This window comes from Collimonas sp., from assembly GCF_035566375.1.
GTDB lineage: Bacteria > Pseudomonadota > Gammaproteobacteria > Burkholderiales > Burkholderiaceae_D > Collimonas.
In genome coordinates, this window is sequence record NZ_DATMRK010000077.1 from 1 (window position 1) to 14470 (window position 14470).

Genomic DNA, 14470 nt, shown 5'->3' on the forward strand with positions numbered 1-14470 from the left:
CTTCATCGCGAAACTTGACTCTGACCCCACATGACGGATTCGGAGAAAGGCAGAGCGCCCCAGGTGGTTTTGTTCTTTTTTAACGATAAGGCAGCTACTCCGTGGCCCGCTAAGTGGGGTCAGAGTGAAGTTTCTGCAAAAAAACGCAGAAAGTTCACTCTGACCCCAGTTAGCTGCGTTGATTAAGCGCAAACCGGGCAAGCGTTACAGCGCGGATTGTGCAGCCTCTTCCGCCTTTTTTATGAATTTTGTAAATATAGCGACGTTGTCCAGATCGCTCTTCGCTGCGCTCACGCCCTCCGCATCTGCAATTGCCTTATTGGCCCCGGCGCGGGCAGATCTTCCGATGGATGCTGTCATGCCAGTCTCCTTTGATTACCTGTAAAAAAGCTGCGCATCCGGCGCAACGCTTACTGTTGGTCGTTAATGCTTTTTGCCATGGTATTGAAAATCTTCAGCTTCGCCAGTGAAGTCGCCTGTTGCGATACCCAAAGCTGGAATTCCATCGCCTCCGCCGATCCTTGCTGCGCGCCTTGTATCATGGCGCTGCCGCCGCTCCTGGCGCCAGGATTGTCGGGCGCTGGATAGCCGTTGGAACCGCTGGCGATTTTGCTCTGAAAAGTGCTCACGTTATGCCCCTCATATGCAGATGAATGAAAACGACAGCATTGCGGCGGCGACCATGGTCGCTCTTAGCGCTATCGTGGCGTTGATGCAGATGGAATAAGAGATGGGATAGGCGATGCCACCCATCCGCATCGCTTATCCCCAGGACTAGCTGCGCCCTGTTGTTTGACGGCCGCTTAAATCAAGGCTAACGAATTGTCGCGGCCAGCCTTTGCCATCTTCAGTTTTGCATTGTCTGCATCCAATGCTTCTTTTGCTGCAGCGGTAGCTTCCTGATCAGCGATGCCTTGGGCTGCGCCGATTCCCGCCATGATTCCAGTTATTGCCATAATGACCTCCGTGGTTGATAAACAAAACCGCCGCTCATCCTGCGAAGTGATCGAGACGGTCGCCAATTAGTGGACGGCCGAAGTCTTGCAGTTCCGCATCCAAAAGCAAATATTAAAAAATATAAAACAGCTCGGCGAAAATCACTTCGTGAACGCGTTGCTTCGCAGTCGGCGTGGAACTCATCATTTTTTTTTGTTACCCATGTTCGCAGTAAAGAATATTCCCCCACCCTTCAAAGGAAATACCATGAGCATTAATATTTCAGGTCTGTCAGGTCTCGCCGGCATCCCCAGTCCTGCAGAAATGGGCGCGTTTTCATCCGGCCTCAAAGGAAGTTCGACCAACGATTTGGTGAAGATGCTGGGGCAACCCGGTATGGAGCCGTGGCAAAAGGACGCCATCAGCAAGGAACTGCAGACGCGCGCGGAAAGCTCGCAGAGCGCCGGCGGCGGCGGCTCGGGTGGCGAAGACATCCAGAAACTCTTGAAGAAACTGGAAGACGGCACCATTACCGATGCAGAGTTGAAACAGCTTGCCGGCATGCTCGGCGTCGACCCTACTACGCTGGAAGCGGCAAAAGGCAAAGGCGGCGGCAACACCGGCGGTGACAGCGGCAATCACGATATTCAGGGCGGCTAAGCACTAAGCGCTAACTGGCAGCGCAAGCTGCCGATTAGCGCGATGCCGATTTCAGCGGTTCTGCTCAAAAATAAAATAATCGTTGTTCCAACGCGCAGCCATTGCCGCGAAATAGCTTAATAACTCTAGCGTCGAATCCAGCGTCGCTTGCGACAAGGGGAAACGGCACATCAGCACGATGTGGTTTTTTTTCGAGTTATAGGTAAAGGCCGGACTATTGGCGCCGAACAGATACATATTGGCTTCCAGCAGCCGCAACAACACCAACTCCCGCGTTTGCACCGGCAATTCGCCAAAATCGCAATACATCAATACGCTATCGGGCAAGATGACGCCGCCGTGGTAAAGGGTGAAATCCGCGTCATACACGTGCAAATGGGCTGCCTGGTACATTGCCCCCGGATCGGGAATACTGAATTCCGCACAAATCTGGTCGATCAAGGCGTGGTAGGTTTCTATCGACATATCACCTCTTTCCTGGCGTGAATGAACTTGCTCGGCTTAAGCATGCATAAGTAGAAATTGCCGCGCAGCTGGTTCCAGAAATTTCAAAAGCAAGCCAGGAGGAATTGCAACACGCTAATAGCAATTTTGTTCCAAGCGCAGGCCCGACGGGAGCCGCTTGGAATCAGCCTTAATCGCGTAAGTCTGCAACCGGCGTTGCACCGAAATTCTCGCTTAGCAGATAGTCAACCAGGCCTTGTGCACATGCGGCCGGACTGGACAGTTCGCCGTTGCGCTGCAACGCCTCGAAACGTTCGCGCATCGGAAACCGCGCCAGCGGGCTGGCACGGATATCCGCTTGCATATCCGTATCGATCACGCCCGGCGCCATGCTGCAGATGCGCAACCGGGCGCTTTGATCGAGCGCGACCGCGCGCGCGTGATGATCGAGAGCTGCCTTGGTCGCGCAATAGATGCTCCAGCTGGCGTAAGCATTGCGCCCGGCGCCGCTCGATATATGCATGACGCGCCGCTCCGCCGCGGCGCTGCCGGCGGCAGCGAATGCTGCGGTCAGCATCAGCGGCGCCGTTACATTCAGGCCGACTGCCGCCGCAATGGCAGCGCAGGCTTGATGTTCGATCTGTCCGACCGGTTGCATGGTGCCGGCATTGTTGATCAGGGCAATGCTGTCGCTGCCGGCAAGAAATCTCTGCAGCACAGGGCCGGCCAGCCATTCTGCGCATAGCGCGGGATCCGACAGATCGAGCGCATGCTGCTCCAGCATCTGCGCGAAGCGCTGTTGCAGATCGGTATTACCGGCGCGTGACAAGCCCAGCACTGGGATCCCGCGCGCCAGAAGATTGGCGGCAATGGCGGCGCCGAGGCCGCGGCTGTGGCCGGTGACAATTGCTTTCATCATTTATCCTTTTTCAAGAAGCGCTCGCTCAGGAAACGCCATGGTTCAAGTGGTGAATCAAGTTCGTCTGTGTTCTCCTACTGTGCATCGTCGGCAGTGTAGCGTCATTTCACGCCTGCTTGTTTGCATACATGGAACCGGCCCGGCGCTGACGTCACTCACATGGGAAGCATCACAATCCCAGTAAAACAAACACCGCAAGGCGCGCGACACAGACTCGGCGCCGGCCATTCCTGACCAGGATTCGACATGCACGATAGCGTTGATCAAACACGCGGCACCAAGGAATACCAGGCTATCCATGCGACTCGTCATTTGCATCCTTTCGTCGATCACAAACAGATCGCGGTCGAAGATGCGCGCGTGATGGTCAGAGGCAAGGGCATGTATCTATGGGATAACGAGGGCCGGCGCTTTCTCGATGGCATGTCGGGCCTTTGGTGCACGGCCGTCGGCTATGGCCGCGAAGAGTTGATTAGCGCGGCTGCCGGCCAGCTGCAGACGCTTTCATTTTGCAGCCAGTTCTTCAACACCACGCATCCGGCGGTGGTCGACTTGTCCGCCAAGCTATTCAGCTTGCTGCCGCCAGCTTACGGCCGTGTCATCTATACCAATTCCGGTTCCGAAGCCAACGAGACCCTGATCAGGGTGGTGCGGCGCTATTGGGATCTGCTTGGCAAGCCTGGAAAAAAAATCCTGATCGGCCGCGTCAATGGTTATCACGGCTCAACCACCGGCAGCGCATCCCTGGGCGGCATGCAGGCGATGCATGAAATGGGCGATTTGCCGATCCCCGCTATTCACCACATCGCTGAACCTTATTGGTATGGCTATGGCGGTGCATTGAGCGAACAGGAATTCGGCCTGCAATCTGCCGCTGCATTGGAACAAAAAATCCTGGCGCTTGGTGCGGACCAGGTGGCGGCATTTGTCGCTGAGCCGTTTCAGGGCGCCGGCGGCCTGATCTTTCCACCCGCCAGCTATTGGCCGGAAATCCAGCGCATCTGCCGCAAGTACGATGTGCTGCTGTGCGCCGACGAGGTGGTCGGCGGCTTTGGCCGCACCGGCGAGTGGTTCGCGCATCGGCATTTCGGATTCGAGCCTGACACCATCTCGATTGCCAAGGGCCTGACCTCGGGTTACGTGCCGATGGGTGGGCTGATTCTCTCGCATCGGATGGCCGACGTCCTGGCCGATCAAGGTGGTGTTTTTGCGCATGGCCTGACTTCTCAGGGACATCCGGTTGCCGCCGCCGTCGCCCTCGCCAACCTGCGTTTGCTGGACGAAGGCGGCATCGTCGAAAGGGTAAGATCCGACACCGGTCCTTACCTGCAAAACAGTTTGCGCGAGGTATTCGGCAATCATCCGATGGTGGGCGAGATTCAGGGCGTGGGAGCGGTAGCCGGGCTGCAACTGGCGCGCAACAAAGCAGAGAAAAAACGCTTCGCCGCCGAGGCCGCGATCGGCGCGTATTGCATGCACATGGCTCAGCAGGAAGGACTCATCGTGCGGCCGGTGCTGGCGCGCATAATCATAGCGCCAGCGCTGATTGCCACGCATTCTGAGATAGACGATCTGGTCGAAAAATTGAAGCGCGCGGTTGATCGCACTGCGCAGGAGCTGAACATGTTGTAAGCGATGAATCAATCTGAATCAGTCCAGCCGTATCAATCGAGCGGCATCAATCCAGAAGTTCCAGCCGGTACCCCTGGGTATACGCGGTACGGATCATGACGCCGCGTTCACTGCCGAGATTGAGTTTCTTACGCAATTTATAGATGTGCTGCTCAATGGTGCGGCCGGCGATATCACTGCCAACGCCCCAGATTGCGGTACTGATTGCCTCACGCGAGATATATTTTCCCGGCGTCGAAAAGAATAACCAGGCCATGGTGAATTCGCGCGGAGTAAGCTCGATCGCCAGCCCGCGATCCTGAAGGCTGTTGGCGCCGCGATCCAGTACAAAGTCGTACAGTGCAATGGTGCGCCGTACGCTCTTCCGGTTGACCCGCCTGAGCAAGGCATGAATGCGCGCAACCAGGACAATCGCCTCATACGGTTTTTCAATGAAATCGTCGGCGCCGGCGTCCAGCGAGAACGCGACCTGTTCGGCCGCCACCGGCGGTGAAAGCATGATGACCGGCATGTGTTCATCGATACGGCAATTGAGCCATGACAGCAGGCTTTCCTTGTCCGGTTGCGTGCCGCCGACATCGACCAGGATCAGATCGAAAGCATGACGGCGCAGCGCCCGCAACAGCAGCGCTTCTGAAAGGAAATGTTCGCAGGCAAACCCGGCGCGCGCAAGCACCGCCTGCAACTGCGTAAAAGACTGGCGATCCGGGACGCAACATGCAATATTCACACGCCGCTCCCGGTTGAAAAAATGGTGCGGGCGGCAACCGCCCTGAAGGGAAATCGAACCGGCGGCAGTGACGGCAACATCGATATGAGTGGCATACTTTTACTCGGATGAGAAAAACTGCGTGAGCCACTCCAGCGCAACCATCCTCTGGATGAAGCTGAGATATAAAAAACAATACTGTACAGCAACACACAAGAAATTCTCAAGCTAATTCCATCTCTCTGCGGCTGCAAAAATCGCTTCACCGTAAAGGTAATATTTGTTGAGACATGCAGAAGCAATCTATTTATACAATCCCGATATCGTGTCGAACTGCATTTCAGGAGGCTCCGCGTGGCGTTTGTCATGTCCGGTTGACCAATGACAATGCTATTCTTGACGCTATTTCTAACTTGAGAGTAATCATGAGCGACGACCACTTCCCACTGCGTGATTTGATCTACGAAATCCTCGATCTGGTAAACAGTGGGCGTACCTTCACTGACATCCATATCGAACAAGACGCCCCGATGATGATCAAAACGCCACGTGGATGGCAAGAGATCAACAACCGGCCGGTGATGCTGGAAGATATGCGTCCGGTGCTCAAGGCGATTGACGAAGATTGGGAAGACAAGGTTTTGGAAGGAGCGCTTGACCGGCCGTTCGTGCTGACCCAATGCCGTTTGCGCTGCAACGTTTACCGCATGAACGCTGCTGAAAAAATCACTATTTCGATCCGGCGTTTGCCGCTGCATCCCATCCCGCTGGAGCAGACCGGCCTGCCGCAGTATGTAAAAACCATGCTCGAAGCAAGCAAAGGCATCATTCTCGTCACCGGCCCCACCGGCTCCGGAAAAACCACGACGATCGCCTCGATGCTGAACTACATCAACATCCATCGCAGTTCCCACATCATCACGATTGAACAACCGATCGAGTATGAACTGGAGCGCAAGCAATCGATCATATCGCAAAAGGAAGTACCGACCGACACCCCCAGCTTTTCCTCGGGCCTGCGGGAAGCGCTGCGGCAAAAGCCGGACGTACTGATGGTGGGGGAAATCCGCGACTTCGAGACCGCCGATACGGTACTCCATGCGGGCGAATCCGGCCACCTGGTGCTGGCCACGATGCATACCAACAGCGCCGTCAGTGCGATCACCAAATTGTTGGCGTTCTTTGCCTCCGAACAGCGTGAACAGCGCGCAGCTTCCCTTGCAAATGCGCTGATCGGCGTGATTTGCCAAAGCCTGATTCCAGCCGAAAGCGGCGAGACCTTCGTACTGGCCAGCGAAATGATTTTTAATAACAACCAGCAGGTTTCCTCCCTGATCGTCGATCCAGGAAAAATGCATCTGATCGCTGATTTCATGAAGCGGAAAGAAGACAACATGTCACGCAGCCTGAACGAAGACCTGTTGCAACTGATCAGCAAGAAACTGATTTCAACCAAAGATGCAATGCGTGCTGCACATAATCGAATAGAACTTCACGAAATGATCAATAACAAGCGTTAGAGCCGAGGGCTGATCCTCGAATTTCGGCAGGCTGCCTGGCCGGTATCTGACCAGGCAGCCTGTGCAATCTGCAGCAAAGCCGCGCTGTCGGCCTCAATCGCCTGCCTTAATCGCCTGCCTTAATCGCCGGCCTGCTGCGTCGCCACACCGTAACCGCCGCCACCCGGGGTTTCTATCACGAAAACGTCCCCCGGCTGCATGCTGGTGCTGGCCACAAAACCAAGTTCCTCATGCTCGCCGCTACTGCGAATCACATAGTTCCTGCCGCATTTCCCCGAGTCTCCGCCGGCGGCCCCGAACGGCGGCACAATTCGATTGTTGGACAGGATGGACGCCGTCATTTGCTCCAGGAAGCGGATTTTGCGAATGCCGCCATTGCCGCCATGCCAGCGCCCCTTGCCGCCGGATCCGGGATTGATTTCATAGCTGTCCAGCCGCACCGGATAGCGCCATTCCAGTACCTCCGGATCGGTCAGGCGGGAATTAGTCATGTGGGTTTGCACTACATCCGTGCCGTAGAAACCGTCTCCCGCGCCCGAGCCGCCCGAGATCGTTTCGTAGTACTGATGCTGCTGGTTGCCAAACGTGAAGTTGTTCATGGTGCCGGCAGCGGAAGCCAGCAGGCCCAGCGCGCCGTACAAGGCATTGGTGATGCAGCTCGATGTTTCGACATTGCCTGACACCACCGCCGCCGGGTAACGCGGATTGAGCATCGATCCTTCCGGGATAATGATATTCAACGGTTTCAGACAGCCGGCGTTGAGTGGAATATCGCTATCTACCAAGGTGCGGAAAACATACAGCACCGCTGCCGTGCAAATCGAACTTGGCGCATTGAAATTATTCTTCAACTGCGGCGAGCTGCCGCTAAAATCGATATCGGCGCTACGCAAGTCCTGGTTGACGCGAATCTGAACCTTGATGACGGCGCCATTGTCGATTTTATATTCGTAGCTACTGTCCGCCAGGGTGGCGATGACGCGGCGTACCGCCTCTTCGGCATTGTCCTGCACATGTCCCATATAGGCTTGCACCACTGCCAGGCCAAAATGGGCGACCATCTTCAGCAGCTCGTCGACGCCCTTTTGATTGGCTGCAATCTGGGCCTGCAGATCCACCAGGTTTTGCGGAATATTGCGGGCCGGATAGCGGCCCGAAGAAAGCAAGGAAATCGTTTCCTGTTCGAGGAAGCGGCCCGCTTTTACCAACTGGAAATTATCGATCAGGACGCCTTCCTCCTCGACCACGGTGCTGTTTGCCGGCATCGATCCCGGTGTTATCCCGCCGACATCGGCATGATGCCCGCGTGAACCGACATAGAACAGGATTGTTTCCCCGGCTTGATCGAACACTGGCGTAACCACGGTGATATCGGGTAAATGCGTGCCGCCGTGGTATGGATCGTTCAGCATGAAGACGTCGCCCTGCTGCATCTTGCCGGCATTCTCGCGCATGATGGTTTTGATGCTGTCGCCCATCGATCCCAGATGCACCGGGATATGCGGCGCATTGGCGATCAGGTTGCCGCCGGCGTCGAACACCGCACAAGAAAAATCGAGGCGTTCCTTGATGTTCACCGAGAACGCCGTGTTTTGCAGCCGCAAGCCCATCTGTTCGGCGATACTCATGAACAGGTTATTGAACACTTCCAGCATCACCGGATCGGCCAGCGTGCCGATTGCTGTGCGCTGCGCCCGCGCCTCGACCCGTTTCAACAACAGGTGGTTCAGCGGCGTGATCTCCGCGCGCCAGCCGGGCTCGATAATGTTGGTGGAATTTTTTTCTGCAATGATGGCCGGGCCGTGAATCACATCGCCCGGACGGACCTCATGACGTTGATACAAGGCAGTGTCGTGCCACTTCCCGCCCGAAAACAACTGTACCGTTTCTTGCGCTGTCAACGGCCCCTCACGTGGCTTCGGTGGCGCCAGCAACTCGCCGCATCCATCCTTGTCGGCGGCGACGCCGATCGCTTCCACCGAGATCGCCTCGACCATCAGCGCTTTATCCTGCATCAGGAAGGAGTAGCGTTTTTTGTACGCCACTTCAAATTGCATCAGCATCTCATCGACAGTAGAGAACGGCGTGACGATGACCGAATCGGTTCCTGCATAACGCAGATGCACGCGTTGCATCACATGGATCTGCTGCTGCGTCACGCCTTGCGATAGCAGATCGCTAACCGCGGCATCGGACAGGGATTTCAGATTTTCTTGCAAGCTTGCCATCGCAGCCGAGGACAGGACGATCTCCATTGCCTGTTCGCGCATGCTGGTCTGATCGGCCAGGCCCATGCCATAGGCCGACAACACACCGGCAAAGGGATGAGCGAAGACGCTGGTCATGCCGAGCGCATCGGCCACCAGGCAGGCGTGCTGGCCGCCGGCGCCGCCAAAAGTGGTCAGCGTGTAGTCGGTGACATCGTGCCCGCGCTGCACCGAGATGAACTTGATCGCATTAGCCATGTTGCCAACGGCAATTTCAATAAAACCTTCTGCGACCTCTTCCGGCGTACGACGGTTGCCGGTTTCCGCATGAATCCTGTCCGCCAGCTCGGTGAATTTCTGCACCACTGCGTCGCGGTCCAGCGCCTGGTCCGCATGCGGCCCGAATACCTTGGGAAAATGGTGCGGCTGAATCTTGCCCAGCATGACGTTGCAATCGGTAACGGCCAGCCGGCCTCCGCGCCGGTAGCTTGCCGGTCCCGGGTTGGCGCCGGCGCTGTCGGGGCCGACGCGATAGCGGCTGCCATCGAAATGCAAGATGGAGCCGCCGCCCGCAGCGACGGTGTGAATGCTCATCATCGGCGCCCGCATCCTGACACCTGCCACCTGCGTTTCAAACTGCCTCTCGAATTCCCCTGCGTAGTGCGAAACATCGGTTGAGGTTCCGCCCATGTCAAATCCGATGATCTTGTTAAAGCCAGCGGATTGCGCGGTACGGACCATGCCGACAATGCCGCCTGCCGGCCCCGACAGAATCGAGTCTTTGCCCTGGAAGCGATGGGCGTCCGTCAAACCGCCGTTGCTTTGCATGAACAATAATCTGACGCCTTCCATCTGGCTAGCCACCTGATCCACATAGCGCCGCAAAATGGGGGACAGATAGGCGTCAACCACCGTGGTATCGCCGCGCGACACCAGTTTCATGATGGGGCTGACGCGATGCGACAGCGACACTTGCGTAAATCCGATTTCCTGTGCGACATGACCGATCAGTTTTTCATGCGCCGTAAAACGGTAGCCATGCATCAGCAGCACCGCGACCGAACGATAGCCGGCTGCATACAGGATGGAGAGTTCACGTCGCACTGCCGCCGGATCCAGTTCTTTCAATATATCGCCCCTGGCGCCGATTCTCTCATCCACCTCCACTACTTTTTCGTACAATAATTCCGGCAGCACGATCTGCCGATCGAACAGACGCGGCCGATTCTGATAGGCGATGCGCAAGGCGTCGCGGAAGCCTTTGGTCACCACCAATACGGTCGGATCGCCTTTGCGCTCCAGCAGCGCATTGGTCGCCACCGTGGTACCCATTTTTACCGCCGCTACCAATTCCGGGGAAATATTGTCAGCCGGCTTGAGCCCCAGCAAGTGCTTGATGCCAGCCACCGCCGCGTCTTTATATTGCTCAGGGTTCTCCGATAACAGCTTGTGCGTGATGAGCTGGCCGTCGGGACGGCGCGCCACGATGTCGGTGAAGGTGCCGCCGCGATCGATCCAGAATTGCCAGCGGGGATCTGAAATAGGTGTTGCGTGATTCATGCTGATTTCTCTCTGCTTGTTGTCAAGGTTAGCGTCAGGATTCAAGTTGCTTGCCGCGGGTTTCAGGCAAGGTCAGCGCGGCGATGATCATTACGCCGTACGCTGCTGCTGCGAACATGCCGATGGCATATCCCAGCGGCATGTTCTTGCTGGCCAGGCCAATCAGGAAAGGAAACAAAGAACCGACGGCGCGGCCCACGTTGTAACAAAATCCCTGCCCCGATCCGCGTATCCTGGTCGGGAACAGTTCGGTCAGAAAGGAGCCCATGCCGCTGAATACGCCGGAGACAAAAAACCCCAGCGGGAATCCCAGCACCAGCATCACCGGATCGGTCAACGGCAAGCGGGTATACGCCAATGCTATGCACAGCGAGCAAAGCGCAAACAAGATGAAATTCTTTTTGCGTCCGAGGCGGTCGGTCAGGTAAGCGCTGACGATATAGCCGACATAGGAGCCGAAAATGACCATCGCCAGATAACCGCCGGTGCCAAGCACGGTAAGGTTGCGTTCGGTCTTCAGGAATGTCGGCAGCCATGTCGTGATGGCGTAGTAACCGCCCTGCGCGCCGGTTGTCAGCAACGCAGCGCGGAGCGTCGTAGTGATCATGGCGGGAGAGAAAATCTCTGTAAACGGCGCCCTTGCCGCACCGTTTTCTTCATCGCGCTTTTGCTGGCGAAACACTTCCGGCTCTTCCACGAAACGGCGGATGAAGATAACGAATATGGCAGGCAGCACGCCCAGCAAAAACAGCGCCCGCCAGGCTTTTTCCGGCGGCAGCAGCGAGAACATCAATGCATACAGGATGGCGGACATGCCCCAGCCCAAGGCCCATCCGGCCTGCACCATGCCGACCGCCTTGCCGCGATCCTTGGCCCGGATCACTTCGCCGATCAGGATAGCGCCGGCGGTCCATTCACCGCCGAAGCCGAAGCCCATCAATGCCCGCGAGATGAGTAGCTGATGAAAATCCTGGGCGAAACCGCACATGACGGTAAAAAAAGCAAACCACAGGATCGTGATCTGCAGCGTTTTTACGCGGCCGATACGATCGGAAAGAATGCCGGCAACCCATCCGCCCAGCGCTGAAGTCAACAAGGTTGCGGTGCCGATCAGTCCGGCGTCGCCCTTGCTGATGCCCCAGGTCGCGATCAGGGTAGGAATCACGAAACTCAGGAACTGGGTATCCATCGCATCGAGCATGTAGCCGATCTTGCAGCTCCAGAAGGTTCGCCGTTCTCCGGCCGATATTTCGCGATACCAGGAAAAGAAACCGCTGCCGCTATCGGATTCCGGGCCGCCTAAAACGATTTCTGCTTTGCCATCCATACTTGCCTCCTGAGTTGATGTAATTTATAAACCGGAACCATCTATTTCATCGTGGCTTTTTTGAAGCGATTTCAGCTGCGCACAAGAACCCGGGATCGTCAAAACACCGCCAATGTCGAATTGGGAATATCGGTGACCAGCATATGGCCTGGCTTGTGGGTGACCACCAGCGGCAGACGCGCGCTGCGGATCGCATCCTGCGGTGTCACGCCGCAGGCCCAGAACACCGGGATCTCGTCAGCGTTAATCGAGATAGCGTCACCGAAATCCGGCTTTTGCAGGTCGGCAATGCCGATCTGCAGCGGCTCGCCGATATGGATAGGTGCGCCGTGCACTGCCGGAAACCGGCTGGTGATCTGGACCGCCTTGATCGCATCGCTTGCCTTCATCGGGCGCATGCTGACCACCAGATTGCCGCCAAACGGCCCGGCCGGCTGGTTGGCGATATTGGTCCGGTACATGGCGACGTTTTTTTTCTGTTCTATATGGCGCAAGCGGATATTTGCCTGCAACAGCATTTGTTCAAACGAGAATGAACAGCCGATTGCAAACACCACCAGATCCGCTTCCGCCAGCCCTGCCAGCGACGACAAGTCTTCCGCCAGCTCGCCGTCGCGATAAATATAGTAGCCGGGCACATCGGTCCGGATATCGACATCCTGCCCCAGCGCCTCCATCACCCATTGCCCAGGTTGACCAACCGATAACAACGGGCATGCCCTGGGGTTCAGCAGGCAAAACCGCAGAAAGGCATCGGCGTAGGCTTTCGCAACAATAACCAGGTTGGCTTGGGCGAATTCGCCGCAATAGCCGGCCGTCGGCAGTCTGAACTCGCCGGCGCGTACTTTTTTCCGTAATTCGAATGGCGTCATAAATTTGTCTTTTGAATATGCATAGTTAAAAAAAGCCGACGTCACAGAATAGTCACAAAAAAAAATTTGCGCGATCTAGTTTTATTGAGGCATTCCTGTATAGTTTTGCTTAACACCCACGCTATCCCTCACACGCCATGAATACGCGGTTTGTTGAAACGTTTGTGACACTGGCGCGATTGCGCAGCTTCCGCGCAACCGCGCGCGCATTGCATGCGACCCCGGCCGCCATTTCCTTACGCATGAAAAGCCTGGAGGAAGAACTGCAGACGACGCTGATTGATCGCTCGTCCAAAGAGTTCCGGCTTACCGCCACAGGAGAATATCTGCTGAGTTATGCAAAATCCGTGCTCGATGCAGCGCACCGGATGCAGGTAGCGGCCAGCAAGGAAAGCGTGGTGCGCGGACGTTTGCGGCTGGGAGTGATCGAGTCGGTGGTGCATAGCTGGCTTGCACAATATGTGAAGCGGCTCAATGACGATTACCCTGAACTGGAAATCGACCTGACGGTCGATATGAGCAACGTCCTGGAAAAGCGTCTGCTGGCAAAGGAACTCGATCTTGTGATTCGGGTGGAAGGCATCAACAGCAGCGAAATCGTGTCAGATGCGCTGGCCATCTATCCAGTCAGATGGATTGCCAGGAAAGGTTTGTTTCCGGTGCTGAAGAATGGTTTGCTAAAGAACGGCGCGGCCAAGAACGGCTTGCTCGAACGCCTGCTGCAGCTGCCGATACTGACCTTCGGACGCGGCACCTCGCCGCAACGCGCGCTGGAAGATATCGTCGCCAATCTCGGCAACCAGGTCGGCATCCCCATTTCGCAAACGCGGATCACCTGCTCGCCTTCGGTAGCTGCGATTGTGCAGTTGGTGAAGGATGGCTACGGCGTTGCCGCCATCCCCAGCCTGTTTGTAGAGAGTTATGTCGAAAGCGGTGAGTTCGTGGAGTTGCCGATAGAGCCGATTCCGCCCTCGATCATCGTTTCCATGTGCCGTCACGCAAACGCCGACATGTTCGTCCATGCTGCGGCAAACGCGGCGCGGCTGGCATGTGCAGCCTATTGCGCCAAGGTCGACCGGCGTTTCATTGATGCGGTGAGTTGATCGCTAAAACTGCTTGGCCCACGAAATACTAGAAAAATTTCGAACAGATGACTTTTCGCGAATTTCGTGGGCAGTTTGAAGAGTTTAAAGATTAAGCCGGATCGTTCCACAAGCGTGCGGCACGATTGCGGCCGGCAACGCCGCCTGCCTGCTTTGCTGCGTTGTCATCGCCGGGCAGCCGCAATGCTTCAATCCCGACATCTCCCACAAAACGGATCAGCGTATCGAGCAAGCTGCGGCCCAGCGCTTCATCGTCCAGCTCAAACCCGAACGAATAAAACAGATGGCCGGTTTCAGGATGCAGGCTGATCACGCCGCGCTCGCCGATACCCAGCTGGAAGTTGATCTTCAGCATAGTCTTGTAGGTCTGTTCCAGGTCGCCGGACGGGACGCCCATGTCGACGTAGACCAGCATGTTCTTCGGGTCGTAGGCCTGGTTGTAGATGAATGAAACGCGGTAGTCCTGGATGCGCAGTTTGCCGCCGTTGACGAGCAGGCCGTGGTCTTTGAAGCCGACCAGTTCGCACAATTCCTTAACCACGCGTTGATAGTTCGATGTTGTCATGATGATTCTCCAGATG

At 56.3% G+C, this 14470-nt stretch carries 14 protein-coding genes; 4 read left to right on the forward strand and 10 right to left on the reverse strand.

The features are described from left to right. Nucleotides 1-204: 204 nt before the first annotated feature. From VNZ60_RS23335 to VNZ60_RS23345, 3 genes are all read right to left on the reverse strand, one after another. Nucleotides 205-360 carry a hypothetical protein gene (locus VNZ60_RS23335; RefSeq protein ID WP_325663496.1) on the reverse strand — a complete coding sequence of 52 codons (156 nt, stop codon included), beginning with the start codon at nt 358-360 and terminating at the stop codon, nt 205-207. Between the two features lie 50 nt (nt 361-410). Beyond that, entirely contained in the window at nt 411-629 is a 219-nt protein-coding gene (locus VNZ60_RS23340) for a hypothetical protein (protein WP_325663498.1), read from the reverse strand. Between the two features lie 174 nt (nt 630-803). Continuing rightward, on the reverse strand, nt 804-1022 hold the full coding sequence (locus VNZ60_RS23345; RefSeq protein WP_325663500.1) for a hypothetical protein: 219 nt from the start codon (nt 1020-1022) through the stop codon (nt 804-806). A 181-nt stretch (nt 1023-1203) separates the two neighbouring features. Between VNZ60_RS23345 and VNZ60_RS23350 the strand changes: the two genes are divergently transcribed. Beyond that, nucleotides 1204-1596, forward strand: coding sequence for a hypothetical protein (locus VNZ60_RS23350; RefSeq protein ID WP_325663502.1), 393 nt, complete (start codon nt 1204-1206; stop codon nt 1594-1596). Between the two features lie 51 nt (nt 1597-1647). Here VNZ60_RS23350 and VNZ60_RS23355 read toward each other — a convergent pair whose 3' ends face one another. Together VNZ60_RS23355 and VNZ60_RS23360 are read right to left on the reverse strand one after the other, a co-directional pair. Next, entirely contained in the window at nt 1648-2061 is a 414-nt protein-coding gene (locus VNZ60_RS23355) for a CesT family type III secretion system chaperone (RefSeq protein WP_325663504.1), read from the reverse strand. A 169-nt stretch (nt 2062-2230) separates the two neighbouring features. Further along, nucleotides 2231-2956, reverse strand: a complete 726-nt coding sequence (locus VNZ60_RS23360) for an SDR family oxidoreductase (protein ID WP_325663548.1) — start codon at nt 2954-2956, stop codon at nt 2231-2233. Between the two features lie 249 nt (nt 2957-3205). Between VNZ60_RS23360 and VNZ60_RS23365 the strand changes: the two genes are divergently transcribed. After that, nucleotides 3206-4591: an aminotransferase gene (locus VNZ60_RS23365; protein ID WP_325663506.1), complete on the forward strand. Its 1386-nt coding sequence runs from the start codon at nt 3206-3208 to the stop codon at nt 4589-4591. A 46-nt stretch (nt 4592-4637) separates the two neighbouring features. Here the strand turns inward: VNZ60_RS23365 and VNZ60_RS23370 are convergent, their stop codons facing one another. Further along, nucleotides 4638-5321 carry a response regulator transcription factor gene (locus VNZ60_RS23370; RefSeq protein ID WP_325663507.1) on the reverse strand — a complete coding sequence of 228 codons (684 nt, stop codon included), beginning with the start codon at nt 5319-5321 and terminating at the stop codon, nt 4638-4640. Nucleotides 5322-5725: 404 nt separating this feature from the next. Between VNZ60_RS23370 and VNZ60_RS23375 the strand changes: the two genes are divergently transcribed. Then, nucleotides 5726-6820 carry a type IV pilus twitching motility protein PilT gene (locus VNZ60_RS23375; RefSeq protein WP_325663508.1) on the forward strand — a complete coding sequence of 365 codons (1095 nt, stop codon included), beginning with the start codon at nt 5726-5728 and terminating at the stop codon, nt 6818-6820. Between the two features lie 119 nt (nt 6821-6939). Here VNZ60_RS23375 and VNZ60_RS23380 read toward each other — a convergent pair whose 3' ends face one another. The 3 genes from VNZ60_RS23380 to VNZ60_RS23390 form a co-directional block, all read right to left on the reverse strand. Further along, nucleotides 6940-10587 carry a hydantoinase B/oxoprolinase family protein gene (locus VNZ60_RS23380; protein ID WP_325663509.1) on the reverse strand — a complete coding sequence of 1216 codons (3648 nt, stop codon included), beginning with the start codon at nt 10585-10587 and terminating at the stop codon, nt 6940-6942. Nucleotides 10588-10621: 34 nt separating this feature from the next. Beyond that, nucleotides 10622-11914, reverse strand: a complete 1293-nt coding sequence (locus VNZ60_RS23385; RefSeq protein WP_325663510.1) for an MFS transporter — start codon at nt 11912-11914, stop codon at nt 10622-10624. Nucleotides 11915-12012: 98 nt separating this feature from the next. Further along, nucleotides 12013-12786, reverse strand: a complete 774-nt coding sequence (locus VNZ60_RS23390; RefSeq protein WP_325663511.1) for a putative hydro-lyase — start codon at nt 12784-12786, stop codon at nt 12013-12015. A 137-nt stretch (nt 12787-12923) separates the two neighbouring features. Between VNZ60_RS23390 and VNZ60_RS23395 the strand changes: the two genes are divergently transcribed. Continuing rightward, nucleotides 12924-13889: a LysR family transcriptional regulator gene (locus VNZ60_RS23395; protein WP_325663512.1), complete on the forward strand. Its 966-nt coding sequence runs from the start codon at nt 12924-12926 to the stop codon at nt 13887-13889. Nucleotides 13890-13980: 91 nt separating this feature from the next. Here VNZ60_RS23395 and VNZ60_RS23400 read toward each other — a convergent pair whose 3' ends face one another. Beyond that, nucleotides 13981-14454 (reverse strand): type III secretion system chaperone family protein, encoded by a 474-nt coding sequence (locus tag VNZ60_RS23400; protein WP_325663513.1) that lies wholly within the window; start codon nt 14452-14454, stop codon nt 13981-13983. Between the last annotated feature and the right edge of the window lie 16 nt (nt 14455-14470).